Genomic DNA, 24,905 nt, shown 5'->3' with positions numbered 1-24,905 from the left:
CACGGTCGTCAAGGGATGCTGCTACCGGACGATCAGGCGCGGCTCCACGAGGACGTGCTGAGGTGCCGACTCGCGGTCGCGCGGCGTGACGGCGTGACCGGTGGTGCCCATGAGCAGATCCAGCACCGCCGCGGCGACGAGTTCCGGCGACTGCTCGATGCTCGAGATGCCCAGCGCCTCGGCGACCGGGGTGTTGTCGAAGCCGATCACGGGAAGGCTCCGCCGACCTGCATCGGCCGCCGCCAGATGCGCGCCGACCGCGTGCGAATCGCTGACGCACACGAGGGCGTCGAGGTTTCGCAGCACGTCGGGTTCGGCGAAGGCGGCCGTCATCACGTCGCGCGCATGCGCGAGGCCGTCGACGGCTTCGAATCGCGGACCATCGGCACCGGCCTCGGCCATCGCGTCTCGCCACCCCCGCTCGCGGTCATCGCCCGTTCCGCTTCCGGCGGGCCAGCCGAAGAAGCCGACCCGGGGCCCCGCAGTCGCGATCGCGTGCCGGGTGGCGGCTCGCGTTCCGGAGGCTCCGTCCACGTCGACCCAGGTGTGCGCGGAGCGCTGGACGTCACCGCCGCCCCACGGCCGGCCGAACGAGACGAACGGGACGTCGCGCTCGAGCAGCCATCCCGTCCGAGGATCCCCGAAGAACGTGCCTGTGACCACGACCGCGTCGATCTCTGCACCGTCGACGAGTCCGCCGAGCCGCTCGATCTCCTCATCGGCGCTCCGTGCGCTGTAGATCAGCACCCGCATCCCGCGCTCGCTCGCACGCTCAGTGAGCGCATGCACGAATCTGTCGAGGATGACCCCGGAGATGCCGCCGGAGTACGGATCGAGGTGGATGCCGATCGTCGAGCTGCGGCGCGTGCGCAGTCGCCGCGCGGCGGCGTGCGGGCGATACGCGAGTTCGGCGATCGCGCGCTGCACACGTTCGCGGGTCTCGGCGCGCACGATTCCGGGAGTGTTGATCACGTTCGACACGGTCTGTCGCGAGACCCCGGCGGCGCGGGCGACGTCTTCGACCGTCGGCGGCTTGGCCATCGGCATCCCTCCCGCGAATACAGGCATCGGAACGTTCAAAGTTCATCGCCAGCGTAGCGCGCAAGGGGTTGACATTCACTCGGATCGACTTCTACCTTTCAGTGAGCGCAGGAATTTGATCGTTCAAAGTTTGAACGTTCCAAGCGCGCTCGCGGCCCCGGCACCACGAGACCGCCTGAGATGTTCTTCAAGGGAGACAGACATGACAAGGAAGATTCGCGTCCTCGCGGGCGCGGGAGCGCTCACGGTCACCGCCGCGCTGGTGCTCAGCGGATGCGGCGGTTCGGGCTTCGACGACTCCGGCGATGCCGGCAGCGGCGACGGCGGGCTCACCTCGTCGGACGATGCCATCACGCTCCTGATCGGCACCAGCGGAGACGCCGAGACGGATGCCGTCACCGAAGCGGTCGCGGCGTGGTCGGAGGAGTCCGGAGTCGACGCCGAGGTGAAGGTCGCCACCGACCTGCCGCAGGAGCTGTCCCAGGGGTTCGCTGCCGGCGACCCGCCCGACCTCTTCTATCTCGCGCCCGAGGCGCTCGCCGGATACGCCGGCAACGGGTCGCTCCAGCCCTACGGCGACCTGCTAGAGAACAAGGACGACTTCTACCCGTCGCTCGTGGAGAACTTCACGTTCGAGGACGAGTTCTACTGCGCCCCGAAGGACTTCTCGACACTCGGCCTCGTCATCAACAAAGGACTGTGGGATGCCGCGGGTCTGACCGACGACGACATCCCGACGACGTGGGACGAGCTGACGACCGTCGCCAAGACCCTCACGAAGGACGGCGTCGTCGGCCTCGGCTTCGGCTGGGAGTGGCAGCGCATCGGGACGTTCATGGCGCAGGCCGGCGGCGGTCTCGTCGCGGACGGCGAGGCGATCGCGAACAGCCAGGAGAACGTGGACGCGCTCACCTACATCAAGGATCAGATGGCGGCCGGCAGCTTCGCGTACGCGCAGGACGTGGGTGCGGGCTGGGGCGGTGAGGCCTTCGGCAAGCAGCTGACCGCGATGACGATCGAAGGCAACTGGATCACGGGTGCCATGACCAATGACTACCCGGACGTGGACTACGTCGTGACGGAGCTGCCGGAGGGTCCGGCGGGCAAGGGCACGCTCCAGTTCACGAACTGCCTGGGCATGGCAGCCGACAGCCCCAACCAGGAGGCGGCCCTCGACCTCGCCGAGTACCTCACGAGCACCGAGCAGCAGCTCGCGTTCTCGAAGGCGTTCGGAGTCATGCCCTCGATCCAGTCGGCCGCCGACCAGTGGACGAGCGACAACCCGAAGCTCGCCGCGTTCCTGGCGGGCGCCGACTACGCCCAGGGCATCCCGACCTACGACGGCACCGCGGACGTGATCACCGACTTCAACTCCGAGCTCCAGGGCTTGAAGACGGGCGATCCGCAGCAGATCCTCGATTCCGTCCAGTCCAACCTCGAGGCGATCGTCAACTGAGGCCCTGAGCCATGACTGCGACCGCAACGGCGCCTCGCCGCGCACGGAACACCCGATCGGGGATCCGGCGCGGCGAGGCGCTCGCGGGATGGGTGTTCACCCTCCCGGTGATCCTCATCCTGGGCGTCTTCCTGCTGATCCCCGTGGTCATGGCCCTGTGGGTCAGCGTCTCCGACTGGTCGGGACGGGGCAGCCCGTTCTCGTCGAACGTCGGCTTCGTCGGCCTGCAGAACTATGCGGCCGTCACGACCGGCGACGGGCTGGCCACGCGCGACTTCGGCACGGCCATGCGCAACAACACGTGGTACGTGCTGCTGGTCGTGCCCCTGCAGACGGCCCTCTCGCTCTTCCTCGCGGTGCTCGTGAACGGCGCGATCCTCCGGGGCCGCGGCTTCTTCCGGACGGCGTTCTACTTCCCGTCGGTGACCGCCTCGGTGGCGATCACCGTGCTGTTCATCTTCCTGTTCAGCACGAGCGGCGTCGTCAACGAGATCCTCGGCGCGATCGGCATCGCAGGTCCCAACTGGCTCGCCGATCCGAGAGGCCTGCTCCACATCCTCTTCGGGGCGGTGGGCATCACCGACGGGCCTGCGGCCCTCACGCAGAACGACTTCCTCGGCCTGTCGTGGTGGAACTGGATCGCCGGACCGTCCGTCGCCATGACGGTGTTCATCATCATGGCGATCTTCACCACCAGCGGCACGTTCATGCTGCTGTTCCTCGCCGCGCTGCAGAACATCAGTCCCGAGGTGCAGGAGGCGGCGATGGTCGACGGCGCCAACGCGTGGCAGCGGTTCTGGCGCGTCACCCTCCCCCAGCTCAAACCCGCGCTGTTCACGGTGCTGACACTGGGGCTGATCGGATGCTGGCAGGTGTTCGATCAGATCTACACCGGAACGAAGGGCCAGCCGGCCAAGACGACGCTGACGCCGGCGTACCTGTCGTACGACGCTTCGTTCCTCGACCAGGACTGGGGGCAGGGTGCCGCCATCGCGTTCATCCTGTTCGCGATCATCGTGCTGCTGACGCTGTTCCAGCGGTGGGCCCTGCGTGACCGACCTGTGTCCGCGCGCCGTGCGCGCCAGTACCAGCCCAAGGAGACTCGACCATGACCGGAATGAGCGTCGACCAGACGGAGATGCTGGCTCCGCAGGGACCTCCGCCTCGACCGCAGATCAAGGCGCGTCGCAGCACCGCGAAGCTCGGCTGGCAGATCGCGCTCTACGCGCTGCTGATCGTGATCTCGCTGATCTACATCTACCCGTTCCTGGTGCAGGTCTCGACGTCGTTCAAGACGGATGCCGAAGCGGCCGTGAGTCCGGTCTCGCTCATTCCGCAGGTGTGGTCGACCGCGGCCTATGAGCGGCTGTTCCTACGGAGCGACTTCCCGGTGTGGTTCCGCAATTCGGCGATCGTGACGGTCTGCGTCACCCTCCTGCGGGTCTTCTTCGTCTCGCTCGCCGGGTACGCGCTCGCCCGACTGCAGTTCCGCGGACGGGGTTTCGTGTTCGCGGCTGTCATCGCCGTGATGGCGGTGCCGAGCGTGGTGCTGCTGATCCCCAGGTTCCTGGTGATCAACCAGCTCGGCATCTACGACTCGTACGCCGGGATGATCCTGCCGCTGCTCGTCGACGCCGCAGGAGTCTTCATCATGAAGAACTTCTTCGAGTCGATACCGGTCTCGGTCGAGGAGCAGGCGCGCATCGACGGCGCCGGCACGTTCCGGATCTTCTGGTCGGTGGTGCTCCCGATGGCGAGGCCGGCGCTCATCACCATCGTGATCCTGTCGTTCCAGGGCTCGTGGAACGAGCTGTCGCACTTCATCGTGTCGACGCAGTCGCCGGAGCTGACGACGCTGACGAAGGGCGTCGCATCCCTCGCCGGCGGGCAGCTGAGCCAGGGAACCCAGTATCCGTTGAAGCTCGCGGCGGCCCTGATCATGACGATCCCGGTGGCGGTGATGTTCTTCATCTTCCAGAAGCGCATCATGAACAGCGCGCAGGGTGCGGTCAAGGAATGAGCGAGTCAGCGATCGTCGAGCATCCGCGGCAGCCGCTGCTGAACGATGCCGTCGTCGCCCTGCGGGCGCCGACGCAGGTCTGGTCGGGCGGGGGCGGCGACCTGGGCGAGAGCGCGATCCACGGCGTGTACCACGGCGACACGCGGCAGATCCGCGAGCACGCGCTGACCTGCGGCGGATCTCGGCCGGAGTGGATCTCGGTCGCGCCGCACAGCGCCTCGCACGTGGTCTTCGGCGGTCTGCTGCGCGGCGTCGACGACGACTCCCCCGACCCGAAAGTGCGCATTCTCCGCAGCCGTACGGTCGAGGACGGCCGGGTTCAGGACACGGTGACGATCACCTCGCACGCCGCGGGCTCGGTCGCCACCGACGTCCGGCTCCGACTCGTCCCCGAGTTCGCGCCGCTGCAGGAGGTCAAGGCAGGTCTGGTCGCGGAGCGGCCGTGGAACCTGACCCACGACGGGGACGGCGGTCGCGCACGAGTGGAGTCGGGCGACCGCGGATTCACGCTCACCGCACCGGGTGCGACGATCTCGGCGATCGACGGCGCTGTCGAACTGATGTGGCCGCTGCAGCTGGACCACCGGGGCTCCGTCGAACTGTCGTGCGAGCTCACGCTCGATGACCCCTCGCTGGTGGTCCACGGCGCGCGGCATCCCGCCGGGTGGACGGTCCCCGAAGTGGGCGGCGATCCGCGGCTGAATCGGTGGCTGCGGACCGCGCTCGGCGACCTCGACGCGCTGCGCCTCACCCTGCCCGACGGCCCCGACGACGAGTTCTTCGCCGCCGGTGCACCGTGGTTCCTCACGCTCTTCGGGCGGGATTCGCTGTGGGCCGCGCGCCTCGCCCTGCCGCTGGGTCACCGGATGGCGGCATCCACGCTCCGCGTCCTCGCGCGCTTCCAGGGCGAGCGCACCGATCCCGAGTCGGCGCAGCAGCCGGGCAAGATCCTGCATGAGCTCCGCGGCGAGACCCTCGCCATGCCGGGCGAAGGGATCGTGCTGCCTCCGGTGTACTACGGCACGGTCGATGCCACCGCGCTCTGGATCTGTCTGCTCGCGGACGCGTGGCGGACCGGGATGCCGGAGGCCGAGGTGCGCGACCTGCTGCCGGCACTGCGCAGCGCGCTTGACTGGCTCCTGGAGCACGGCGACGGCGACGCCGACGGGTTCATCGACTACATCGACGAGACCGGTCATGGCCTGGCCAATCAGGGCTGGAAGGACTCCGGGGATTCCATCCAGTGGCGATCGGGGGAACTCGCCGAGGGACCGATCGCGCTGTGCGAGGTGCAGGGATACGCGTACGAGGCCGCAGTCGCAGGCGCTGAGCTCCTCGACCACTTCGGTGAGCCGGGCGCGGCGCGGCTCCGGGAATGGGCGGCAGAGCTCAAGCAGCGCTTCGCCGAGTTCTACTGGGTGAGCACTCCGGAGGGCCGCTACCCCGCGATCGCCCTCGACGCCCGCAAGCGACCCGTCGACACACTGACGAGCAACATCGGTCACCTTCTGGGCACCGGCATCCTCGACCCCGCCGATGAGAAGGCCGTCGCCGCGATGCTGGTGGGACCGTCGATGCTGTCCGGGTACGGCGTGCGGACGATGTCGACGGATGCCGGCGGCTATTGGCCGCTCAGCTACCACGGGGGCAGCGTCTGGACCCACGACACCGCGATCATCGCGCGCGGGATGGCCCTGGCGGGTCTGACCGACGAGGCGGAGCTGGTCGTGGACGGCATGCTCGCCGCGGCCGAGGGCTTCGGCTTCCGTGTGCCGGAGCTGCACTCCGGCGACTCCGCAGCCGATACTCCGGTGCCGACGCCCTACCCGGCGGCATGCCGGCCGCAGGCCTGGTCGGCAGCTGCGGCGATCACCGCCGCCGACATCGTCGAGCGACGACGCGGCGTCAGTCGACCTTGAGCACGGTGCCGCCCGTGAGCGCGACGAGCTCGTCGAACGTCAGCGGGAACACCGTGTGCGGCGTGCCGCCGGCGGCCCAGATCTCCGGGTAGCCGACCAGATCCTCGTCGACGATCGTCACGAGCGGAGACGGATGCCCGGCCGGGGCGACGCCGCCGATTGCCTGGCCCGTGGCATCGCGCACCTGTTCGGCTGTGGCGCGACGGATGCTCCCGCGTCCGGTGCGCTCCGCGAGCGCACCGGTGTCGACGCGGTGCGCGCCGCTGGTCATCACGAGGAGCGGTGCGTCGTCCGACCAGAAGACGAGGCTGTTCGCGATGGCTCCGACCTCGACGCCGAGGGCGGCGGCGGCGAGCGGCGCGGTGGATGCGGCATCCGGAAGCACGACGATCTCGCCGGTGATCCCGGCTGCTCGAAGTGCGTCATGGACGATGCGGCTGCGGGCAGGGAGCTGATCGGTCACCCGTTCAGAATAGGTCGATCCGCTCCCCCTCTGCCCCGCAGGCGTTGACTCAGTTGCGCTGGCTCAGCGCGAGGATGTTGCCCTCGCTGTCGGCGAACCACGCGGATCTCTCTCCGCCGAGCTCGGCCACGCCGTCCACGGTCGTGAGCCCCGGGAAGTCGTAGTCCATGAAGACCACGCCCTTCGCCCGCAGCGCATCCATGTCACCGGCGAGATCGTCGGTCTCGATCGCGAAGACCGTGTTCTTCGCTGTTCCCGCGAATCCCGACCGGTAGACCATGAGCGGGACCCCGCCCAACCGGTAGAAGACCGCTTCATCATCCGCCGGAGATTCCTCCGCCGGGCTCAACCCCAGCACACCCTCGTAGAACGAGCGTGCGCGCTCGAGATCCGACGCCGCGATGACCCCGGCGCCTCGTGCATTCTCGAACATGGTCGCCTCCTTGTCTGACCAGCTCATATCCCCATGCGCCGAACGGTACTCCGCTGGATCACGCCGCGGTAGGCACCGAGCGGATCGCGCGACTTGACGTGCCCGGCCCCCGCTCTCGTGCGCAGATTGCTCAGTTTCTGCGCGGCACGTTGATCAATCGGCGCGGCGGTGGTGCAATAGAGGTGGATGCCGCGATGCTGCCCATCCGCACACGCCCGCCGAATCCCACGAGGACGGTGTCCGCCCAGGACACCCCGGCGGCTGATCGACGAGGACCACCATGTCTAGGACCCTGCCACTGCCCGATTTCCGCCACGAACGCGTCGAGACCCTGACCGGCCGCCGCAGCGGACTGTTCATCGCCGTCGCACTGCACTCGTCGGTGCTCGGCTCGGCGCTCGGCGGGGCACGACTGTGGAGCTATCCGCACTGGAGCGACGCGCTCGGCGACGCCCTGCGCCTGTCTGCGGCCATGACGCTGAAGAACGCGGCGGCCGGCCTCGATGCAGGCGGCGGCAAGTCGGTCATCGCGCTGCCCCCGGGCACGGTGCTCGGCTCCGAGAGGCGCCGGGCCGCTTTCCTCGACCTCGGCGACGCCGTGGAATCGCTGCACGGCCTGTACCGCACCGCGGAGGACGTGGGCTCGACCACTGAGGACATGCAGACCGTGAGCGAGCGCACCAGCCACGTCGTCGGGCTGCCCGAGGCGGGCGGCGGCTCCGGCGAGCCTGCCGGCCCGACGAGCCTCGGTGTGTACGAGTCGCTTCGCGCCACTCTCGAACGGGTCACGGGATCGTCGGACGTCGACGGCCGCCGCATCACGATCTCGGGGATGGGTCAGGTCGGCAGCCGGCTCGCCGTCCGCCTGAGCACCGAGGGTGCGCGCCTCACCGTGACCGACGTCAACCCGGCCAAGCGCGACCTGGCGATGCAGCTGGGCGCCGACTGGATCGCACCGGGCGAAGAGCACCTCGTGCCGGCCGACGTGTTCGTGCCCGCCGGCATCGGCGGGCTCCTCACCGACGAGGTCATCGACACGCTCGACGCGCGCGCGGTGTGCGGCCCCGCGAACAACCCGCTCGCCGACCACTCCGGCGCCGATCGTCTCGCGGCGCGCGGCATCCTCTACGCACCCGACTTCGTGGTGAACGCGGGTGGTGTGATCTACCTCGACCTCGAGGCGAAGCACCTGGGCAGCCGCGACGAGATCATGGGCCGCGTCGCCGCGATCGGCGACACCGTCCGCCGTATCTTCGACGAGGCCGAGTCGCGCGGCGTCACACCGCTGGAGGCCGCGGAGGGCCTGGCCGCCGAGCGACTCGCCGCCGGAGCCCGCCAGCACGCCTTCGCCGGCTGAGCCCCGACACGCCATCGCCGCCTGAGCCTCGGCACGCCTTCGCAGGCCGGCCCCGCCGGCACGCCTTCGCGGCTGAGCCCCGCCGGCACGCTTCCGCCGGCGGGGCCCGTCGTGCCCGGCGTCAGGGTCGCTGACCACCACCGGGGCCGCCGCCCATCCCGCCCATGCCACCTGCGGTCGCGGTCCCCTCGGTGACCGTCGCCGCGGCCGAGCCGTTGACGTTGACCGTGTAGGTCGCTCCGTCGACCAGGTCGGCGGAGGTGAAGACCACCGATCCGAACTCCTTCTCGGCGGTGAAGCTCGCGACCACCGCGCCCGAAGCGTCGACGATCTCGACCGTGTCTCCCGCACTTCCCGACGCGAGCGCCGAGATCCAGGCCTGGGTCGAGCCGTCTCCCGGCGAGACCGCCATGCCGGAGCTGCCGACTGCGAGCACGGTACCGCCCGTGACTGCGAACGTGCCGTTGACATCCAGGGCACCGTTCCCGTCATTGGTCGGCCCCGACACCGTGACGGTTCCGCCGGTGATGGTCATCGATCCGTTCGAGTCGAGGCCGTCTCCGCCGGAGTCGACCGAGACGGTGCCTCCGCTGATGTCGAGGGTCTCGCCCGTGTCGCCCATCCCGCCTCCGCCGCCGCCACCGCCGCCGTCGGTCGCCGCGGCCAGTCCTGCCGCGTTGATGCCGTCATCGGATGCGGTGAGCGCGACGTCTCCGCCCTCGATCGAGATGTATGCGGCCTCGAGCGCCTCATTCGACTGTTCCACCACGACGGTTCCTGCGGCGATGGCCGCGGCGACGTCGGCGTGGACTCCATCGCCCTCGGCCGAGACCGAGAGCGAGCCGCCGGTGATCACGACGTCGGTGGTCGCGTCGATGCCGTCGTCGGCGGCGGATGCGGTGATCTCACCGCCCGCGATGACGACGTATCCGCGGGTGTCCTCCTCATCGTTGTCGCTCTTGAGGGCATCTCCGCCCGCCTGCAGTGTGAGGGTGCCGCCCTCGATCGTGAGCGAGTCCTTCCCGCGCAGCGCGTCGTCGGCGGCGGTGACCGTGATGTCTCCGGAGAGGATCGCGAGGTCGTCCTCGCTCGTGATCCCATCGTTCCCGTTCCCGTTCACGGTGAGCGACCCCGTGCCCGAGATCGTGAGGTCCGCCTCGCTGAACAGGGCGGCGTTCACATCGGCGTCCTCCGCGTAGGCCGAGGCATCCGCGAGGGTGTTGTCGCTGCCGTCGGCGAGCGAGACGGCGACATCGTCGGCGGTGAGCACCGAGATGGCGGCGCCGTCGGGGTTCTCGATGTCGACGCCGTCGAGGATCAGCACCACCTGTGCATCCTCGGGTGCCGACACGGTCACCGCGCCGGCGAGCGACCCGGAGAGCCGGTAGACGCCCGCCGCAGTGATCGTGACGGTCGAGGCCGAGACCTCGACGCCGTCGGCCGTGGTCGTGGCGCTGTCGCCGGTGAGCGTGATGTCGACGGCATCCGCGGCAGACCATTCGTCGTCCCTGACGACGGTGGCATCCTCGTTCGCTGCGAGCACCGCTTCGGCGTTCGTGCCGGTCGTGTCGGCGATCGTGACCTCGTTCGTCGGTTCTGATGCCGTCGTCGCGGCCGGCGTGGCGGCGGTGGCGGCGCAGCCGGCGAGCACGAGGGCGCCGATCGACAGTGGGATGGCGGGCAGGATCAGGCGGCGTGTGCGCATGTCGGTTCCTTTGTTCGGGCGGACGGATCGGGTCGGGCGGACGGATCGGGTCGGGCTGGCGACTGGGTCTTCGGGGCGTCGGCGAACGGGCCGCGCAGCAGCCGCGCCCACTTGTTGCGGGGCAGCTCGGGGTGCAGGGCCGCGAGGCCGGTGGCGTACTTGCTGATGCTCACCGGGCGGTGCCCGGCCCTCCACAGGGCCCGGTCGAACTCGGACGCCGCAGCCCCCGACTTCGTCTCGATGATCGCCATCGCAGGAGCGCGCAGCGACGGGCCCGCCGCATCGCGCCACTCGAGGTCGGTGTCGACCGTGGAGCGGGCGCTCCCGTCGCCGGAGACGAAGGTCGCGCGGCGATACAGGGTGGTCAGGCGGACGCCGAGGTCGTCGGCACGGCCGGCGCTGACGCCGATCGCGTCGAGGGCGTCAGCGGCGTATCCGCGGGCCTCCTCGGTCAGCCGGCGTCGCTCGGACGGCTCATAGCCGATCCGGTCCTTCACGGTCGCGCTGCGCGCGCCGCGGGTCTTGACCTCAAGGAACGCCGTCCGGGTGTCGAGGTATGTCCGGGTCCGCAGCTTGAACCGGCGGCGACGCGGTTGGGCGGCCATCCGGAAGCTGAGCAGGTCGGGGGTGTCGAAGTACACCGACTCGTAGCGGAACGCGCGGGTTCCGTCCATGTCGAGGACTCGGATGCCGGCATCCAGAGTCGTGATCACATCGGCGGCGGCATCCCGGCTCACGACGTACTTGCGATCGACGCGGGTCATGAGCGCGGCCTCCGAGACGAGCGCGTCGAGGTCGATCGGTGCGAATCGGTCGAGGTCCAGAGCGGTCGTGTTCATCGCACCGCTCCCATCAGGAGCTGCTCCCGCTCGCCCGCGGTCGCGGTCGCCTTAGCCCGTGCGAGTCGGAAGCGCACGTCCACGAGCGTCGTGTCGTCGACGAGGTCGAGGTGCTGCACGGTGAGCGAGGTCACGGTGGCTCCGAGCCGGTGCTCGAGCTCGGCGCGCAGCTCGTCCTCGTCTGCGATCGCGCGGTCGACGTGGATGATCTGGTGACGCGATCGTCCGAGCAGGCGCGGGTGGTCGGCAGCCCACATCACGGTGAGGATGAGGGCGATCAGCGCGGTCGGAATCCAGACCTCGGTGGCAGGGAGCCCCGCGACCAGACCGATCGCGAGCGCCGCGAAGTAATACGCGACCTCGCGCTGGGAGATCTCGGACGAGCGCAGTCGGATGATCGAGAGCACTCCGAACAGGCCGAGACCGAGGCCGACGGCCACTTCGCTCGAGCCGAGCACGGTGGTCACGGCGAGCACGCCGACATTCACCCCGAGAAACGCGACGACCAGGTCGCGGCGGCGGTGCCGGCGATAGTAGATCGCCAGGCTCAGGATGACGGCGGCGGCCAGATCGATGCCGATCAGGAAGAGCGTCGGGTTCATGGGGTCCTCTCGAGGTGGTGCGCGTCGGGTCGCATCGGGGTCGGTGATTCCATTCGAAGCCGAGCGCCTATGCGCCTCCTATGGCCCTCCTTTGACGCGGTGACGTCTCCCGCATCGGTCTCCTGTGCGAGCTGGGCACCCGCCGCGCCGAACACGAAGCGGCGCTGCACCTGGTAACTGGTGATGAACAGGACGGCTTCGGTGACGACCTTCGCGACGATCAGCGGCAGGCCGAATCCTGTGAGGGCATCCATCCAGACGATGTTCGATGCGAGCAGCGCACCGGCCAGGAGCGCGTATCTGAGGACGTGCCGGATCGCGTGGCGGCGACCCTGACGCTGGAACACGAAGCGCCGGTTGACCGCGAAGTTGACGGAGGCGCTCAGCAGGCGGGCCGCGATGATGGATGCCACCAGCCAGCCGGTCAGCAAGCTGAGCAGCAGCAGTGCGACCGTGTCGATCAGGAATGCGAGCAGCGACGAGCCGGTGAACAGCAGCAGTGGGAGGGTCACGCGCAGCGAGTCGACGATCGGGCGGAAGTGGCTCGACGCGTTCTGCTCGAGGTACACGGTCTCGATCGGGATCTCCCGTGCCTGGTGGCCGGCGCGGCGCAGGCGCAGCAGCATCTCGGTCTCGTATTCGAACCGGTCGCCGGGCAGCTCGAGCAGCCACGGCAGCAGGGCCGCGGGCATGCCCCGCAGCCCGGTCTGGGTGTCGGAGGCCCGCCATCCGGCGGCAACGCGGAACAGTCCGCGTGACACCGCGTTGCCGAAGCGACTGCGCAGCGGCACGTCGCCGCGGAAGTCTCGGGAGCCCAGCACGAGCGCGGCGCGTCCGGCCGCGGCATCCGCACGGAGTTCGTCGGCGATGCGCACGATGTCGGTCGTGGTGTGCTGCCCATCGGCATCGGCGGTGACCACGTCCTCGCCGGGCCACGCCTCGAGCACGTGACTGAAGCCGGTCCGAAGGGCGACGCCCTTGCCGAGGTTCGTGTCGTGCCGGAGGACGTGCGCTCCCGCTGCGCGCGCGGCGTCGAAGACCGCGGTGAAAGCCGGGCCGCTGCCGTCGTCGACGACGACGACCTCGATGTCGGCATCCCGGTCGAGGAGCGCGCTCGCGAGGTCCGCCATCCGCCGGTCGGGTTCGTAGGCGGGGATCAGGACGATCATCGGTCTGCCGCGTCCGTCACTGGGCCACGTAGAGGATGTCGCTGGTGCCGCGTTCTGCGCCGTTGGACGGCTGGTTCACGACCTGGCCGTTGAAGTACATCGTGGACGAGCCGCCGCCGTCCAGGTTGTACGCGGTGGTCGCACCGAGGCCGGTCATGATCTCGGCGAGTTCGGTGAGCGTGACCCCTCTGCTGTAGCCCTCGTCGCGGCCGTCGACGACCACGAACACGTAGTGGTTCTCGTCGATCAGGCCGACGGCCGTCCGCGGCTGCTCTCCCTGGATCGAGTGGTTGCCGACGTTCGTGTCGACCTCGACGCTCTCGATGCCGTCGACGACGGCTCCGTCCTCGACGATCGCGGGCCCGAACGACAGGGTGTTCCAGACTCCGGCGGCCAGCAGTTCTTCGGCCGTGGTGGTGGTCTCGTCGTACACCTCGACGTGACCGTCGGTGTAGAAGGCGAGCCCCTCGCGGGCTCCGTCGTCGCGGTAGACGACGCCGTTGCGGATCACGATGCCGGTGTCGCGGAAGCCGTAGTAGTCGCCGTTGATCGCGAGGATCGCGTCGTTGGCCGCGGCGATCGTGCTGGTGTTCTCGGTGATGTTCTCGCCGAACTGGTCCTTGGCGAATGCAGATCGCAGTTGCGTGGCGTCGTCGACCACGACGTCAGCGACGTAGTACGTCAGCGTGTCGGCGCCTGTTCCGGTGGTGACGGTCGAGATCGTGATCGTGGTGTCGCCATCGGTGTACGACGTGTCGGTCAGCACCGCCTCTGTGGCGTCCGAGGCTTCCGCGGATTCTTCGGCGGTGTCCGTCGCGACCGTCGAGTTCTCCGCCTCGTACTCGGAGACATCGGCGATCTCGACGTGCTCGATGAGGAAGCGGTCGGCGGCCCACGCTGCGGTTCCGCCGGCTGCGAGGATGACGACGAGGGAGCCGGCGATGATGCCGTTGCGGAGCCTGCGGCGCTTCCTGCGGGTCGGCGCGGGCATGTCGGTGGGGTTCGGGCGTGTCGGGTCCATGATTCATGGATACGGACCGGCCCTATGCCGATTCTCGCCAGCGCTTGTGCGTTGCTGGTGAGACGCAACGGCTCGCTGCGCCCCGACCGCGAGACGGGGTCTCACACCCCGTGCCACCTGGTCTCAGGGGTGGCAGGATGAACGTGTCCTGCTTCGCGAGTCAAGGGAGACCGCATGTTCACCAGTTCGTTCCCCGATGTCGAGATCCCCGACGTCGGCGTCTACGAGTACCTCTTCTCCTCGCTCACCGACGACGAACTCGGCGAGGTCGCGCTGATCGACCCGGCATCCGGAGCCGAGACGACATATGGTGCGCTGCGCGCCCAGGTGAACACGTTCGCCGGAGCACTCGCGGCTCGCGGCGTCGACACCGAGACCGTCGTGGGGCTGCTGTGCCCGAATGCGCCGGCGTTCGCGACGGTGTTCCACGGGATCCTCCGCGTGGGCGCGATCGTGACGACCATCAACTCGCTGTACACCGCCGGTGAGATCGAGAAGCAGCTCAGGGATGCCGGTGCCACGTGGCTGATCACGGTGACTCCTCTGCTCCCGCAGGCGAAGGCCGCGGCATCCGCTGTCGGCATCGCCGATAACCATCTCATCGTGCTCGACGGTGCGGAGGGTCACCCGAACCTGCGCGACCTGCTGACCGAGCAGAGCCCGGCACCGGAGGTGACCTTCGACCCGGCGACTCACATCGCGGTGCTGCCGTACTCGTCGGGAACGACCGGGATTCCCAAGGGCGTGATGCTGACGCACCGCAATCTGGTCGCGAACGTGCAGCAGTGCCGCGCCAGCATCGACCTGCGTGACACCGACCGCGTGCTGGCGGTGCTGCCGTTCTTCCACATCTACGGGATGACCGTGCTGCTGAATCTGGCGCTGCGGCAGCGGGCGAGCCTCGTGACGATGCCGAAGTTCGATCTGGTGGAGTTCCTGACGAACATCCAGACCCACGGCTGCACGTACCTGTACATCGCTCCGCCGATCGCGGTCGCCCTGGCCAAGCACCCGATCGTCGACCAGTTCGACATCTCGACCGTCCACACCGTGTTCTCCGGCGCCGCGCCCCTCGACGGCGACACGGCCGAGGCCGCAGGCCGCCGCATCCACGCGCGCATGATGCAGGGCTACGGGATGAGCGAGCTCAGTCCGGTCTCGCACGCCATGCCGTACGACCGCGATGACATCCCGGTCAGTTCGGTGGGGACGCTCCTGCCGAACCAGGAGTGCAAGCTGATCGACACCGAGACCGGCGAGGAGATCACCGAGATCGGCGACGGCGGCACCACGAAGCCGGGCGAGATCTGGATCAAGGGACCGAACGTGATGCTCGGCTACCTCAACAAGCCGGATGCCACAGCCGAGACCCTCGACGCCGATGGGTTCCTGCACACCGGCGACGTCGGCGTGTACCACGAGGGCGGCTACTTCTCGATCGTCGACCGGGTGAAGGAGCTCATCAAGTACAAGGGCTACCAGATCGCTCCGGCAGAGCTCGAGGCCCTGCTGCTGTCGCACCCCAAGATCATGGATGCCGCCGTGATCGGCGTCCTCGATGACGACAAGCAGGAGATCCCGAAGGCCTTCATCGTCGCCGCGCCGGACTCCGTCCTCACCGAGGAGGACGTGCAGGCGTTCGTCGCCGAGAACGTCGCACCCCACAAGAAGGTGCGTCGCGTCGAGTTCATCGATGTGATCCCGAAGTCGACCTCGGGCAAGATCCTCCGCAAGGACCTCAGGGCTCGGGAGACCGCTGCGGTCTGACCCGCGCCTACGAGACTGCCGCGCCGGGCTGCGGTTCGACCGCGGGAGCGCGACCGGCGAAGAGCGCGGTCGCCGCTCCCGCGAGCACGGCGATCACGGCGGCCCAGATGAGCACACGGAAGTCGAGCAGCGACAGCAGCGCGGCGCCCAGGATCGACGCCATCGCCTGCGGCAGCGTCGCCAGCACGTTGCCGGCTGCGGCGGTGCGACCCTGCAGGGCGTCGGGAGTCAGCCGCTGACGCAGCGTCGCGAAGGCGACGACCGTGATCGGGATGCCGATTCCCATGACCGCCATGCCCGCACCCGCGAGCACGACGGAGCCGAACACGAACGTGATGCTGCCCGCGGCCAGCAGCGCGAGGCCCAGCGCCGCCGCGAGACCCTCGCCCCACCGCGTGACGATCGTCGCCGACAGCACGCCTCCGAGCACCGCACCGGCACCTTGGAGCGGAACGAGCACGCCGATCGCAGCCGGGTCGACATGCATCGAGTCCAGCGCCGGGAACACGATGATGTTGAGCAGACCGGTCGCGCCGAAGCCGACCGCGACCGCGATCGTGACCAGGCGCAGACTTCGTGTCGCGAACAGCTGCTCGAAGCCCGCGCCGAGCTCCCGGAAGTACCCGCGACTGGGTGCCCGTTCGGGGGGTGCGGCGCCGACCGGCAGGCCCGCGAGGATCATGGCCGCGACCGCGAAGCAGCACGCCGTGAGGATCACGACCGCAGAAGGGCCGAGCGTGACGTACAGCGCCGTGCCGATCAGCGGCGAGACGAGGCGCAGCGCGTTGTCGATCGTCGAGAGCACGCCGTTGCCCGACGCGAGCTGGTCGTCTCGGAGCATCGCCCGCACGATGCCGGACTGCGCTGCCGCCGTCACGTAGCCGGCCGCGCTATAGAGGAAGACCACGACGTAGACGAGCCACAGCTGAGCCGGACCCGCCACGAGCAGCAGCGCGAGCACGACCGGGACGAGCAGGACGTTGTTGGCGACCAACAGGCGGCGGCGCGGCATCCGGTCGGCGAGCATGCCGATGAACGGCGCGAGCAGGGCGGGCAGCCCCAGCGCAACGAACACGAAACCCGCGGCGACGTCGGAACCGGTGAGCTCCTTCACCCATACCGCGACCATCAGATACAGGGCGCTGTCGCCCAGGTTGGTCGCCACCCAGGCGGTCGCGAGGCGCGGAAAGCCGGGTGCGGACCACGCGGCGGGTCCGCGGCGTCGCCTGTGCGCGGTCGTACTCATCGCGGGTTCTCGGGTTCGGGATTGACGACGGCGAACATGCGGGAGTACCGCGCGCCCGCGGGCCGCTTCGACGGGTCGGCGTGGCGCCCCGCGAATCGATCGGAGAGATCCTGCAGGTCGCGGCTGAATTCGGCCAGCTCTTCGACGGTCGCCCAGAACGAGGTGCGGGTGAACGTCATCGCCTGCACCCACTCGTCGGGCTCGCCGTCGATCTGGGAGAAGAAGTCCATGGCCCGCAGGAACTCCGACTCGAGGCCGAACGAGGCCACCGCCTGCACGGCGTGGAGCGAACCGGGAATCTCCGGGTCGGGGCGCAGGTCGAAATAGGCGATCTTCACGCGCCACGGCTTCTCGCGGCCGCGCTGCTCGGCCCGTTCGATGTAGCCGTACTTCTCGAGCATCCGCAGGTGGAATGAGCAGCTCGCGGGCGACTCTCCGACGGCTTCGGCGCACTCCGTCGCGGTGGCCTCGTCGACGTCGCTGAGGTGGTCGAGCAGGGCGAGCCGGATCGGATGGGCGAGGGCGCGGATGCGCTCCGGATCCGAGATGCGCTCGCGCTTGGCGGGCGTCTGGCGGATCGCTTCGTCCTGACTCATGCGTGCGAGCCTAGATTCTAAAGACTGCTTTTACAAGAGTTCTTTAGGATTGCGGCGCCGCGTGCGCCAGCCGACCGGGGACTTCCCGACACGGGTGTGAATCGCCCCGGGGCGATCAGAACGGCGGGGGATCTCCGTCCGGGACGAATCGAAGCGTCGGCGTCGGTATGTCGATGTAGGTGAGGCCCGTCGGACTGGTCCATTCGAGTGTTCCGCCCCCGAGTTGCCGCACCCTCCAGGCCGAGGCGTGTTTGAGCGTGTGGTGCCGCCGGCACAGGTGGGCCAGATTCTCGATATCGGTTTCGCCACCGTCGGCTGCGGCGTGGGTGTGATCGACGTCGCAACGCGATACGGGCTGCCGGCAACCGGGGAAGCGGCAGTGCTCGTCCCGGACTCGAAGCGCCCGTTCCAGGTCGGCGCTGGGTCGATATCGGTCGACGGCAAGGACCGCGCCGCTGACCGGATGGATCATGATCCGATCCCACCCCTTCGCGCCGCCGGCGAGGCGGCGCGCGGTCTCGCCGTCGATCGGGCCGTGGCCGGCGAGATCCGCTCCCCCGTCGTGGATGCCGGCGAGGGTCAGCACGGGCACCGTGACCTGCACTCGGCCCCGGATCGAGCCCAGGCCCTCACCGGCAGCGACCGGTGCACCGGCGAGCAGGATGTCGGCGAGGATGTCGGCCCGCCGCTGGTCGAGTGTGCGGTCGTCGCGTGTGTCGTCGCCGAGCGCGTTGCCGTCAGGCGTGCGATCCGAGGGCGAGCGGTCGTCGAGCGTGCGGTCGACGGGCATGCGGTCGACGGGCATGCGGTCGGCAGACGTCGGGTCATCAGGCCGCCGCTCGTCGACCTGCGAAGTGGACATGCCACCGGCGTCCCGTGCGGCTTCGTCCGCACGCGCCATCTGCGTCAGCCTGTCGAAGATGCCGTGGACCAGCACCGCGGGCTGCACGGTGACCAGTTCCGCCATGGCGTCTTCCAGGTCTCGCACGAAGACGCCTCGGAGCCTCCGCGCGGCGCGATGACGCTCGGTGAGCGGAACCGGCTGGACCTTCTCGGCGATCGCCTGCACGATGGAGCGCAGCCGACCTGCCGACTCGATCTCCGCGCGGTCGAGCGCTGCGAGCTCGAACTCGGCGCGATCGGCATCGTCGTCGATCGCCGAGCCGGCATCCATGATCACCGATGCGTGCGCGCGCGAGATGCGACCCTCGGCCAGCGCCGCGAGCGTCCGGGTGAACCGCATCATCAGCGTCGCCGCATCCGACATGCGTCGCTGCACGGTCCGCTCGGTCACACGCAGGGCCGCTGCGACTTCAGCGGTCACCTCCCGTAACGGCATCTCTCGATCCCGCCGGGCCGCGCCCTGCAACCGGGACGTCTGCAGTTCGACCACCTCGGTCACCGCGGTGTACAGCATCGCCTGATGCGCCTGCAGCGCCCCGATCTGCGCTTCGGTGCGCACAAGCCCGTCGATCAGACTCCGGAGCATCACGCGCTCGGACGAGACCGGATCAATCGCCGGAAGATCGTCCAGATCAACGAATGTCATAGGACTATTGTGACGGCACCCTCCGACATTGATACGGGTTACTGTGGCCGCGAATCGTGCGAATGACTCGAGGAACGCACGCCGCCGCCCGGCGCGCGGATCCTCGACGGCGTGGGCCCCCCAGGGATTCGAGCCGCGGCATGCATTAACGCGCTGAGCGCCCCACGAGGGGGCGCTCAGCGCGTTGGGTGGACCTGAGGGGACTCGAACCCCTGACCCCCTCGATGCGAACGAGGTGCGCTACCAGCTGCGCCACAGGCCCATAAACCTCCGATAGGTTATCACGCCGTCCACGGCCCACTTCGACGGTCCAGGATGGAGGGATGCAGCATCCGTTCCTCCATTCCGTGGCCCTTCTGCAGAACGTCAGACCGTGGGGCGGAGTCGCGTGCGACATCGCGATCGCCGACGGAACGATCACCGCGATCACCCCTCCCGCCGGACCCCAGGAGGGCGCGGTCGACGGCAGAGGCCTGCTCGCTCTGCCCGGCCTCATCAACGCGCACGCGCACGTCGACAAGTCCTGGTGGGGGCTTCCCTGGCAGTCATACGGCGGCGAGGGAGGCATCGAGGGACGCATCGCGTACGAGCGATCGCGGCGCCGCGAGCTCGGGTTCCCGAGCGTCCAGACCACAGCGGCCGTGCTCGGCGAATTCGTCCGCCACGGCACGACGGCGATCCGCACGCACGTCGACATCGACACGGACATCGGGCTGGAAGGCATCGCGTCGGTGCGCGAGGCGGCCACCGCCTACGACGGTGCGATCGAGGTGAAGATCGTCGCGTTCCCGCAGGACGGTGTGCTGCGCCGGCCCGGCGTCCTGGACATGCTGGCGGATGCGGCGCGCGCCGGCGCCGATCACATCGGCGGTCTCGACCCCGCGTCGATCGATCGCGACCCGGTGGGTCAGCTCGACGCGATCTTCTCGCTCGCTGCCGAGCACGGCGTCGGCATCGACATCCACCTGCACGATCCCGCCGAGCTCGGTGCGTTCCAGTTCGACCTGATCATCGACCGCACCCGCGACCTCGGCCTGACCGGCCGCGTGAATGTCGCGCACGGCTTCGCGCTCGCTCAGGTCGACCCCGCTCGCCGACGCGACCTGCTCACCGCCATGCACGAACTCGACATCACGCTCACAACGGTCGCCCCGCTGCGCCTGCCCCAGCTGCCGCTCCGCGAACTCGATGGTGCCGAGGTGGGCTTCGCCTTCGGAACCGACGGCATCCGCGACCTGTGGAGCCCCTACGGCACGGGAGACGTGCTGAGCATCGCGTGGCAGTACGCACGCGCGTCGAGCATCGTCCGCGACGAGGACCTCACGCGCGTCGTCGAACTCGCGACCCGCTCAGCGGGCCGGTTCGTCGGGCGCAGTGGCCACGACCTCTCCGTCGGTGCGCGCGCCGACATAGTGCTGATCGACGCCGAGAACGTCATGGACGCGCTCGTTCGCACTCCCCCGCGAGACCTCGTGATCGGCGGCGGGCGCGTCCTGCACGCGCAGTAAGCGAAGCCGTCAGCCGCCGCGACTACTCCCCGTCCAGCCGACCCGTCAGCCGGCGCGGCTGGCCAGCAGCCGACGGACGTGAGCCTCGATGGCAGCGTCGTCGACGGGGCCGTTGCGGACGAACTCGGATGCCGCGGCCGCGCGCCGCGCCGTGCGCGCAGTGTCGATCGACGGCGGACGCTGCTGCTCGGCACGCCGGCGCAGCGCATCCTCGAGCTCCGCCTGCCGAAGCGCCTCGCGGGCTGCCGCGGCATCGAGCACGGCCGCAGCGCGCGATCCGGCCGATGCAGTGAGCGGGCGCGGCAGTTCGCGCGGAGCCCATCCCCTCCGGTCTCCGGCGAGCCCGACGTCCTGCACGATCGGCAGCTCGTGCACGGCAGCATCCGTCACGGCGGTTCGTGTCACCGCACGCGCGCCCACCCGGGTCATCCGATGCAGCAGCAGGCCGCACAGCGCCGCGACACCGACCGCCGACCACAGCACGAGCTGGGATCCGGTCGTGACGACTTCCCACGCACCCCACACGGCGACGCCGACCGCCGCCAGCGCGGCGATCGTGAGCGCGAGCCGCGTCCTGCGGCGTGCACGGGCACGACGTGCGACGGGAGCGAACCGGGCTGCCGCGCGTTCATCGCGCGCCCGCTCGAGGTCGGTGCGCGCCTGCTCGAGCGCGGTGTGCTCGCGCTCGGCCACCGCGCGGCGCGCGAGCTTCTGCTGGGCCAGCACAGTGCGCGCGTTCAGCTCGAGCCGCACCTCCTGCGGGGTCTCGCTCGTCTCCGCCAGCACGCGCAGCGCCTGGTTCAACCGCACGGCGTTGCGCTCGGCGGCGTCGAACTGACGCCGGCTGTGCCACGAGGGCAGCAGGTACACGAGCCACAGGAGCACCGCGACGAGCACGATCACTCCCCCGCCCAGCACCTGCCCACCCATGGGCTCCACGGTAGGCGACCGCATGCCCGGGTCTCGGCATCCCGTCGCGTGTCGTCGAGGCTCGGCGGCTCCGAGTGTCACACCGCGCGGCGCTGAGTCTCACGATCGAAGGCGGTGAGCCTCACGGTCGCAGGGGCTGAGCGCCAAGGCCGCGCGCAGCCGAATCCATTCACCACGCGGCAGCGCGGCCGATCAGGCTCGCAGCCGATCGCTCGGCGGAACGGTCGCGGCATCCTGCGGAGCGCGCCCTTCCACCCAGCGCCGGAGGACCCCTTCGGGCACGTCCTCCCTCGTGAGGGCGAAGGCGTAGTGGTCGCGCCAGTCGCCGTTGATGTGGATGAACCGGCGGCGCAGGCCCTCGTACCGGAAGCCGAGCTTCTCGACCACGCGAAGGCTCGCCTGATTCTCGGGGCGGATGCAGATCTCCATTCGGTGCAGGCGCAACTCGTCGAAGCACACGTCGGTGGCCAGCGCCACCGACGTCGTCGTGATGCCGCGCCCGGCGAACCGCTCGCTCACCCAGTAGCCGATCGTCGCCGAGGCAAGCGACCCGCGGGCGATGCCCCAGACGTTCAGCTGCCCGGCGACCTCGCCGTCGTCCTCCATGACCAGCGGTACCCCGACGCCGTCGCGATACTGCTGCAGCAGCCGGCGGACGCCAGTGCGCATGTCGAACGAGACCGGACCGTCGGGGCTGGTGGCCTCCCACGGGCGCAGCCAGGCGCGATTCGAGAGCAGCTCGTGCTGGAGCACCCGCGCGTCACGCTGGCGGACGAGGCGGATCGACACGGTTCCATGCCGACGAGGAGTCGTCAGGTCCATGACACCCCCTCGAACGGACGGCGCTACAGAGTCGCCGCGAACTCCTTGAACCAGGGACGCAACTCGGGTCCGAGATCATCGCGATCCGCGGCGAGCTGCACGATGGCCTTGATGTAGTCCACCCTATCGCCGGTGTCGTACCGACGCCCGCGGAAAACCACGCCGTACACGCCGGGGCCGTCGGCGTCGGCAGCCAGCTCCTGCAGGGCATCGGTGAGCTGGATCTCGCCGCCCTTGCCCGGCTTCGTGCGCTCGAGGATGTCGAAGATCGCCGGCGTGAGCACGTAGCGGCCGATGACGGCGAGGTTCGATGGGGCGTCCTCGGGCTTCGGCTTCTCGACGAGGCCGGTGACGCGCACGATGTCGGGGTCGTCGGTCGGCTGGACCGCCGCGGCGCCGTACATGTGGATGTGGTCGGGGTCGACCTCCATCAGGGCGATCACGGTGGCGCCGGTGGCCTCGTGCTGCTCGATCATCGTGGTCAGCAGCGCGTCGCGCTCGTCGATCAGGTCGTCGCCGAGCATCACCGCGAACGGCGAGTCGCCGACGTGCGCACGAGCGCGCGAGACCGCGTGGCCGAGACCCTTGGGCTCACCCTGTCGCACGAAGTGGATGTCGGCGAGATCGCTCGAGTCCATCACGCGCTTCAGGCGCGCATCGTCGCCCTTGTCCTTGAGCTTCACCTCGAGTTCGGGGACGGAGTCGAAGTGGTTCGAGATCGCGTTCTTGTTGCGCCCGATGATGACCAGGATGTCGGTGATGCCCGCGAGGGCCGCCTCTTCCACCACGTACTGAATGGCCGGCTTGTCGACGACCGGAAGCATCTCCTTCGGCATCGCCTTCGTCGCGGGCAGGAAGCGGGTGCCGAGCCCTGCTGCAGGGATGACGGCCTTCATGGGCTTGTGGGGCATGCCTCAACTCTACTGAGGGCGCCTGGGGGGGACCTGCCCGCAGGCGCCCTTGCCCGATCGGAGTCGGCATGGTAATCGCGCCTACAATCGACCTATGCCCGACGCCATCGCCTCAGCCAAGCGCGCGCTGCGCGCCGAGCTGCGCGAGCGGCGTCAGATGCTCTCGGAGACGGCACGGGATGCCGCGGCGGAGGGCATCAGTCGGCAGCTGGATGCGCTGGTCGATTCGCTCGGCGTCCGTTCGATGTCGTGCTTCCTGTCCACGATGAACGAGCCCGGGACCCGGGAGTTCGTCGATGCCGCGGTCAAGCGCGGCATCCGCGTCCTGCTTCCGGTGACCCGCACCGACGGCCTGCTGGACTGGTCGGTCGCGACGCCCGACCTCGACATCGCGGAGGGTCTGTTCGGACTCCCCGAGCCGGTCGGCGAGCTGCTCGGGCCGATCGCGGTGAACGACGTCGATCTCCTCGTCATCCCGGCAGCCGCCGTCGACCGCACCGGAATGCGACTCGGATGGGGCCGCGGGTTCTTCGACAAGACCATCGGCTCGATGGAGGGCTGCCCTCCGGTGTACGCCGTCATCTACGACTCCGAGCTCGTCGACGAAGTGCCCAGCGACCTGCACGATCAGCCGGTGACCGGCGTCGTGACTCCCACTCAGACCCTCGTCCTCGCGCCAGCCCGGCGCTGACAGCCCCGAAAGAACACATGCCCACCTACGCCTATGCCTGCAAGCAGTGCGGCCACCGCTTCGACGCGGTGCAGTCCTTCGCCGACCCCACACTGACCGAATGCCCCGAGTGCGGCGGAGAGCTGCGCAAGGAGTACGGCTCGATCGGCGTGACCTTCAACGGCTCGGGCTTCTACCGCACCGACTCGCGCGCGGCTGAGAAGAAGAGCTCGGATTCCGGCTCGTCGGGCTCGTCGTCGAGCGGCTCGTCGAGTGGCGGGTCGTCCGCGCCTTCGACATCATCGAAGTCAGAGGCGAAAGCCTCACCCGCATCGTCGGGAACATGACCGGCGGAAGCCGGCGACAGGTGAGGAGCATCACGTGATCAAGGGCTTCAAGGAATTCATCCTCCGCGGGAACGTCATCGATCTCGCGGTCGCAGTCGTCATCGGCGCAGCGTTCACCCTGATCGTCAACGCGATCGTGGCGGGGATCATCAACCCCCTCATCGCGCTGATCTTCCAGGCCGACAGCCTCGACAGCATCGTCTGGACGGTCACCGGCCTGACCGGCAACGAGGTCGTCTTCGCGTTCGGGGCGATCCTCGGCGCGATCATCAACTTCCTCGCGGTCGCGGTCGTGGTCTACTTCGTGTTCGTCTACCCGATGAACCGGGTCAAGGAACGTGCCGCCGCCAAGGCGGGCATCGTCGAAGAAGAGGCCTCAGAGCTGCCGACGGAGCAGGAGCTCCTGCTGCAGATCCGCGATCTGCTGGCGAGTCAGCCCAAGGCCTGACGTCGTGGGAAGCCGAGATCTCGATACGCTCGCTGGCGCTCGCTACTCGATCTTGACACGCAGCGGACTCAACGCTCGCTGCGCTC

24 protein-coding genes and 1 tRNA gene are annotated in these 24,905 nt (G+C 69.2%); 10 read left to right on the top strand and 15 right to left on the bottom strand.

Features of this window, described 5'->3' with window-relative positions:
- Positions 1-21: 21 nt before the first annotated feature.
- Entirely contained in the window at positions 22-1,041 is a 1,020-nt protein-coding gene (locus BM349_RS18220; protein ID WP_091709515.1) for a LacI family DNA-binding transcriptional regulator, read from the bottom strand.
- A 202-nt stretch (positions 1,042-1,243) separates the two neighbouring features.
- On the opposite strand from BM349_RS18220, the gene BM349_RS18215 reads away from it, so the two are divergent.
- Genes BM349_RS18215 through BM349_RS18200 form a run of 4 tightly spaced genes read left to right on the top strand, consistent with a single transcriptional unit; the run spans position 1,244 to position 6,436 of the window.
- Positions 1,244-2,497 carry a sugar ABC transporter substrate-binding protein gene (locus BM349_RS18215; RefSeq protein WP_091709114.1) on the top strand — a complete coding sequence of 418 codons (1,254 nt, stop codon included), beginning with the start codon at positions 1,244-1,246 and terminating at the stop codon, positions 2,495-2,497.
- An 11-nt stretch (positions 2,498-2,508) separates the two neighbouring features.
- Positions 2,509-3,609: a carbohydrate ABC transporter permease gene (locus BM349_RS18210; protein WP_091709112.1), complete on the top strand. Its 1,101-nt coding sequence runs from the start codon at positions 2,509-2,511 to the stop codon at positions 3,607-3,609.
- Complete coding sequence (locus tag BM349_RS18205) at positions 3,606-4,517, top strand: carbohydrate ABC transporter permease (RefSeq protein WP_091709110.1); 912 nt, start codon at positions 3,606-3,608, stop codon at positions 4,515-4,517. Before BM349_RS18210 ends, BM349_RS18205 begins: the two co-directional genes overlap by 4 nt.
- Complete coding sequence (locus tag BM349_RS18200; RefSeq protein ID WP_091709107.1) at positions 4,514-6,436, top strand: glycogen debranching N-terminal domain-containing protein; 1,923 nt, start codon at positions 4,514-4,516, stop codon at positions 6,434-6,436. The genes BM349_RS18205 and BM349_RS18200 overlap by 4 nt, the downstream gene beginning before the upstream one ends.
- On the opposite strand, the gene BM349_RS18195 is transcribed toward BM349_RS18200, so the two are convergent.
- A complete protein-coding gene (locus BM349_RS18195) occupies positions 6,423-6,899 on the bottom strand; it encodes a YbaK/EbsC family protein (RefSeq protein ID WP_091709104.1) in 477 nt (158 codons plus the stop codon). The genes BM349_RS18200 and BM349_RS18195 overlap by 14 nt on opposite strands.
- 49 nt (positions 6,900-6,948) lie before the next feature.
- On the bottom strand, positions 6,949-7,332 hold the full coding sequence (locus BM349_RS18190) for a VOC family protein (RefSeq protein ID WP_091709513.1): 384 nt from the start codon (positions 7,330-7,332) through the stop codon (positions 6,949-6,951).
- A 280-nt stretch (positions 7,333-7,612) separates the two neighbouring features.
- Between BM349_RS18190 and BM349_RS18185 the strand changes: the two genes are divergently transcribed.
- Positions 7,613-8,689 (top strand): Glu/Leu/Phe/Val dehydrogenase family protein, encoded by a 1,077-nt coding sequence (locus tag BM349_RS18185; protein ID WP_091709102.1) that lies wholly within the window; start codon positions 7,613-7,615, stop codon positions 8,687-8,689.
- A 121-nt stretch (positions 8,690-8,810) separates the two neighbouring features.
- On the opposite strand, the gene BM349_RS18180 is transcribed toward BM349_RS18185, so the two are convergent.
- Genes BM349_RS18180 through BM349_RS18160 form a run of 5 tightly spaced genes read right to left on the bottom strand, consistent with a single transcriptional unit; the run spans position 8,811 to position 13,995 of the window.
- Positions 8,811-10,394 carry a carbohydrate-binding domain-containing protein gene (locus BM349_RS18180; protein WP_091709101.1) on the bottom strand — a complete coding sequence of 528 codons (1,584 nt, stop codon included), beginning with the start codon at positions 10,392-10,394 and terminating at the stop codon, positions 8,811-8,813.
- Positions 10,376-11,233 carry a polyphosphate polymerase domain-containing protein gene (locus BM349_RS18175; protein ID WP_091709099.1) on the bottom strand — a complete coding sequence of 286 codons (858 nt, stop codon included), beginning with the start codon at positions 11,231-11,233 and terminating at the stop codon, positions 10,376-10,378. Before BM349_RS18175 ends, BM349_RS18180 begins: the two co-directional genes overlap by 19 nt.
- Positions 11,230-11,835, bottom strand: a complete 606-nt coding sequence (locus BM349_RS18170; RefSeq protein WP_091709096.1) for a DUF4956 domain-containing protein — start codon at positions 11,833-11,835, stop codon at positions 11,230-11,232. The genes BM349_RS18175 and BM349_RS18170 overlap by 4 nt, the downstream gene beginning before the upstream one ends.
- The gene (locus tag BM349_RS18165) at positions 11,832-13,004 is read right to left on the bottom strand and encodes a bifunctional glycosyltransferase family 2/GtrA family protein (RefSeq protein ID WP_091709093.1); all 1,173 of its coding nucleotides are present in this window, start codon (positions 13,002-13,004) and stop codon (positions 11,832-11,834) included. Before BM349_RS18165 ends, BM349_RS18170 begins: the two co-directional genes overlap by 4 nt.
- A gap of 16 nt (positions 13,005-13,020) precedes the next feature.
- Positions 13,021-13,995: a phosphodiester glycosidase family protein gene (locus BM349_RS18160; protein ID WP_091709511.1), complete on the bottom strand. Its 975-nt coding sequence runs from the start codon at positions 13,993-13,995 to the stop codon at positions 13,021-13,023.
- Positions 13,996-14,199: 204 nt separating this feature from the next.
- Between BM349_RS18160 and BM349_RS18155 the strand changes: the two genes are divergently transcribed.
- The gene (locus BM349_RS18155; RefSeq protein WP_091709090.1) at positions 14,200-15,792 is read left to right on the top strand and encodes an AMP-binding protein; all 1,593 of its coding nucleotides are present in this window, start codon (positions 14,200-14,202) and stop codon (positions 15,790-15,792) included.
- Between the two features lie 7 nt (positions 15,793-15,799).
- Here BM349_RS18155 and BM349_RS18150 read toward each other — a convergent pair whose 3' ends face one another.
- The 4 genes from BM349_RS18150 to BM349_RS18135 all read right to left on the bottom strand — a co-directional run bounded on the left by BM349_RS18150 (position 15,800) and on the right by BM349_RS18135 (position 19,445).
- Positions 15,800-17,038 (bottom strand): MFS transporter, encoded by a 1,239-nt coding sequence (locus BM349_RS18150; protein WP_091709087.1) that lies wholly within the window; start codon positions 17,036-17,038, stop codon positions 15,800-15,802.
- On the bottom strand, positions 17,035-17,634 hold the full coding sequence (locus BM349_RS18145) for an ArsR/SmtB family transcription factor (protein WP_091709085.1): 600 nt from the start codon (positions 17,632-17,634) through the stop codon (positions 17,035-17,037). Before BM349_RS18145 ends, BM349_RS18150 begins: the two co-directional genes overlap by 4 nt.
- A gap of 115 nt (positions 17,635-17,749) precedes the next feature.
- Positions 17,750-19,183 (bottom strand): HNH endonuclease signature motif containing protein, encoded by a 1,434-nt coding sequence (locus BM349_RS18140; protein ID WP_091709083.1) that lies wholly within the window; start codon positions 19,181-19,183, stop codon positions 17,750-17,752.
- A gap of 189 nt (positions 19,184-19,372) precedes the next feature.
- A tRNA-Ala gene (locus BM349_RS18135) sits at positions 19,373-19,445 on the bottom strand.
- Positions 19,446-19,506: 61 nt separating this feature from the next.
- On the opposite strand from BM349_RS18135, the gene BM349_RS18130 reads away from it, so the two are divergent.
- Positions 19,507-20,691: an amidohydrolase family protein gene (locus BM349_RS18130; protein ID WP_091709081.1), complete on the top strand. Its 1,185-nt coding sequence runs from the start codon at positions 19,507-19,509 to the stop codon at positions 20,689-20,691.
- A gap of 45 nt (positions 20,692-20,736) precedes the next feature.
- Here BM349_RS18130 and BM349_RS18125 read toward each other — a convergent pair whose 3' ends face one another.
- From BM349_RS18125 to galU, 3 genes are all read right to left on the bottom strand, one after another.
- Positions 20,737-21,621, bottom strand: a complete 885-nt coding sequence (locus BM349_RS18125) for a large exoprotein (RefSeq protein ID WP_091709078.1) — start codon at positions 21,619-21,621, stop codon at positions 20,737-20,739.
- Between the two features lie 192 nt (positions 21,622-21,813).
- On the bottom strand, positions 21,814-22,443 hold the full coding sequence (locus BM349_RS18120; RefSeq protein WP_091709076.1) for a GNAT family N-acetyltransferase: 630 nt from the start codon (positions 22,441-22,443) through the stop codon (positions 21,814-21,816).
- A 23-nt stretch (positions 22,444-22,466) separates the two neighbouring features.
- Positions 22,467-23,354, bottom strand: a complete 888-nt coding sequence (gene galU / locus BM349_RS18115; protein WP_091709074.1) for a UTP--glucose-1-phosphate uridylyltransferase GalU — start codon at positions 23,352-23,354, stop codon at positions 22,467-22,469.
- Positions 23,355-23,448: 94 nt separating this feature from the next.
- Here galU and BM349_RS18110 point away from each other — a divergent pair, with 94 nt between their 5' ends.
- Genes BM349_RS18110 through mscL form a run of 3 tightly spaced genes read left to right on the top strand, consistent with a single transcriptional unit; the run spans position 23,449 to position 24,819 of the window.
- Complete coding sequence (locus BM349_RS18110) at positions 23,449-24,045, top strand: 5-formyltetrahydrofolate cyclo-ligase (RefSeq protein ID WP_091709072.1); 597 nt, start codon at positions 23,449-23,451, stop codon at positions 24,043-24,045.
- Positions 24,046-24,062: 17 nt separating this feature from the next.
- Complete coding sequence (locus tag BM349_RS18105; RefSeq protein WP_091709070.1) at positions 24,063-24,371, top strand: FmdB family zinc ribbon protein; 309 nt, start codon at positions 24,063-24,065, stop codon at positions 24,369-24,371.
- 34 nt (positions 24,372-24,405) lie between these two features.
- On the top strand, positions 24,406-24,819 hold the full coding sequence (mscL, locus tag BM349_RS18100; RefSeq protein WP_091709068.1) for a large conductance mechanosensitive channel protein MscL: 414 nt from the start codon (positions 24,406-24,408) through the stop codon (positions 24,817-24,819).
- Positions 24,820-24,905: the final 86 nt, after the last annotated feature.

Source organism: Microbacterium sp. cf046 (assembly GCF_900114345.1).
Lineage (GTDB): Bacteria > Actinomycetota > Actinomycetes > Actinomycetales > Microbacteriaceae > Microbacterium.
Note: the sequence above shows the minus strand (reverse complement) of the source record. Positions and strands in the feature narration are given on the sequence as shown.

Excerpts from the sequence above, each read along its gene's own strand:
- BM349_RS18190 (WP_091709513.1), bottom strand. The coding sequence starts at position 7,332 with ATGTTCGAGAATGCACGAGGCGCCGGGGTCATCGCGGCGTCGGATCTC.
- BM349_RS18140 (WP_091709083.1), bottom strand. The coding sequence starts at position 19,183 with ATGACATTCGTTGATCTGGACGATCTTCCGGCGATTGATCCGGTCTCG.
- BM349_RS18125 (WP_091709078.1), bottom strand. The coding sequence starts at position 21,621 with ATGGGTGGGCAGGTGCTGGGCGGGGGAGTGATCGTGCTCGTCGCGGTG.
- BM349_RS18185 (WP_091709102.1), top strand. The coding sequence starts at position 7,613 with ATGTCTAGGACCCTGCCACTGCCCGATTTCCGCCACGAACGCGTCGAG.
- BM349_RS18205 (WP_091709110.1), top strand. The coding sequence starts at position 3,606 with ATGACCGGAATGAGCGTCGACCAGACGGAGATGCTGGCTCCGCAGGGA.
- BM349_RS18130 (WP_091709081.1), top strand. The coding sequence starts at position 19,507 with ATGCAGCATCCGTTCCTCCATTCCGTGGCCCTTCTGCAGAACGTCAGA.
- galU (WP_091709074.1), bottom strand. The coding sequence starts at position 23,354 with ATGCCCCACAAGCCCATGAAGGCCGTCATCCCTGCAGCAGGGCTCGGC.
- BM349_RS18160 (WP_091709511.1), bottom strand. The coding sequence starts at position 13,995 with ATGCCCGCGCCGACCCGCAGGAAGCGCCGCAGGCTCCGCAACGGCATC.
- BM349_RS18220 (WP_091709515.1), bottom strand. The coding sequence starts at position 1,041 with ATGGCCAAGCCGCCGACGGTCGAAGACGTCGCCCGCGCCGCCGGGGTC.
- BM349_RS18110 (WP_091709072.1), top strand. The coding sequence starts at position 23,449 with ATGCCCGACGCCATCGCCTCAGCCAAGCGCGCGCTGCGCGCCGAGCTG.
- BM349_RS18150 (WP_091709087.1), bottom strand. The coding sequence starts at position 17,038 with ATGAGTACGACCGCGCACAGGCGACGCCGCGGACCCGCCGCGTGGTCC.
- BM349_RS18175 (WP_091709099.1), bottom strand. The coding sequence starts at position 11,233 with ATGAACACGACCGCTCTGGACCTCGACCGATTCGCACCGATCGACCTC.
- BM349_RS18165 (WP_091709093.1), bottom strand. The coding sequence starts at position 13,004 with ATGATCGTCCTGATCCCCGCCTACGAACCCGACCGGCGGATGGCGGAC.
- BM349_RS18105 (WP_091709070.1), top strand. The coding sequence starts at position 24,063 with ATGCCCACCTACGCCTATGCCTGCAAGCAGTGCGGCCACCGCTTCGAC.
- BM349_RS18120 (WP_091709076.1), bottom strand. The coding sequence starts at position 22,443 with ATGGACCTGACGACTCCTCGTCGGCATGGAACCGTGTCGATCCGCCTC.
- BM349_RS18215 (WP_091709114.1), top strand. The coding sequence starts at position 1,244 with ATGACAAGGAAGATTCGCGTCCTCGCGGGCGCGGGAGCGCTCACGGTC.
- BM349_RS18155 (WP_091709090.1), top strand. The coding sequence starts at position 14,200 with ATGTTCACCAGTTCGTTCCCCGATGTCGAGATCCCCGACGTCGGCGTC.
- BM349_RS18145 (WP_091709085.1), bottom strand. The coding sequence starts at position 17,634 with ATGAGTCAGGACGAAGCGATCCGCCAGACGCCCGCCAAGCGCGAGCGC.
- BM349_RS18210 (WP_091709112.1), top strand. The coding sequence starts at position 2,509 with ATGACTGCGACCGCAACGGCGCCTCGCCGCGCACGGAACACCCGATCG.
- BM349_RS18200 (WP_091709107.1), top strand. The coding sequence starts at position 4,514 with ATGAGCGAGTCAGCGATCGTCGAGCATCCGCGGCAGCCGCTGCTGAAC.
- BM349_RS18180 (WP_091709101.1), bottom strand. The coding sequence starts at position 10,394 with ATGCGCACACGCCGCCTGATCCTGCCCGCCATCCCACTGTCGATCGGC.
- BM349_RS18170 (WP_091709096.1), bottom strand. The coding sequence starts at position 11,835 with ATGAACCCGACGCTCTTCCTGATCGGCATCGATCTGGCCGCCGCCGTC.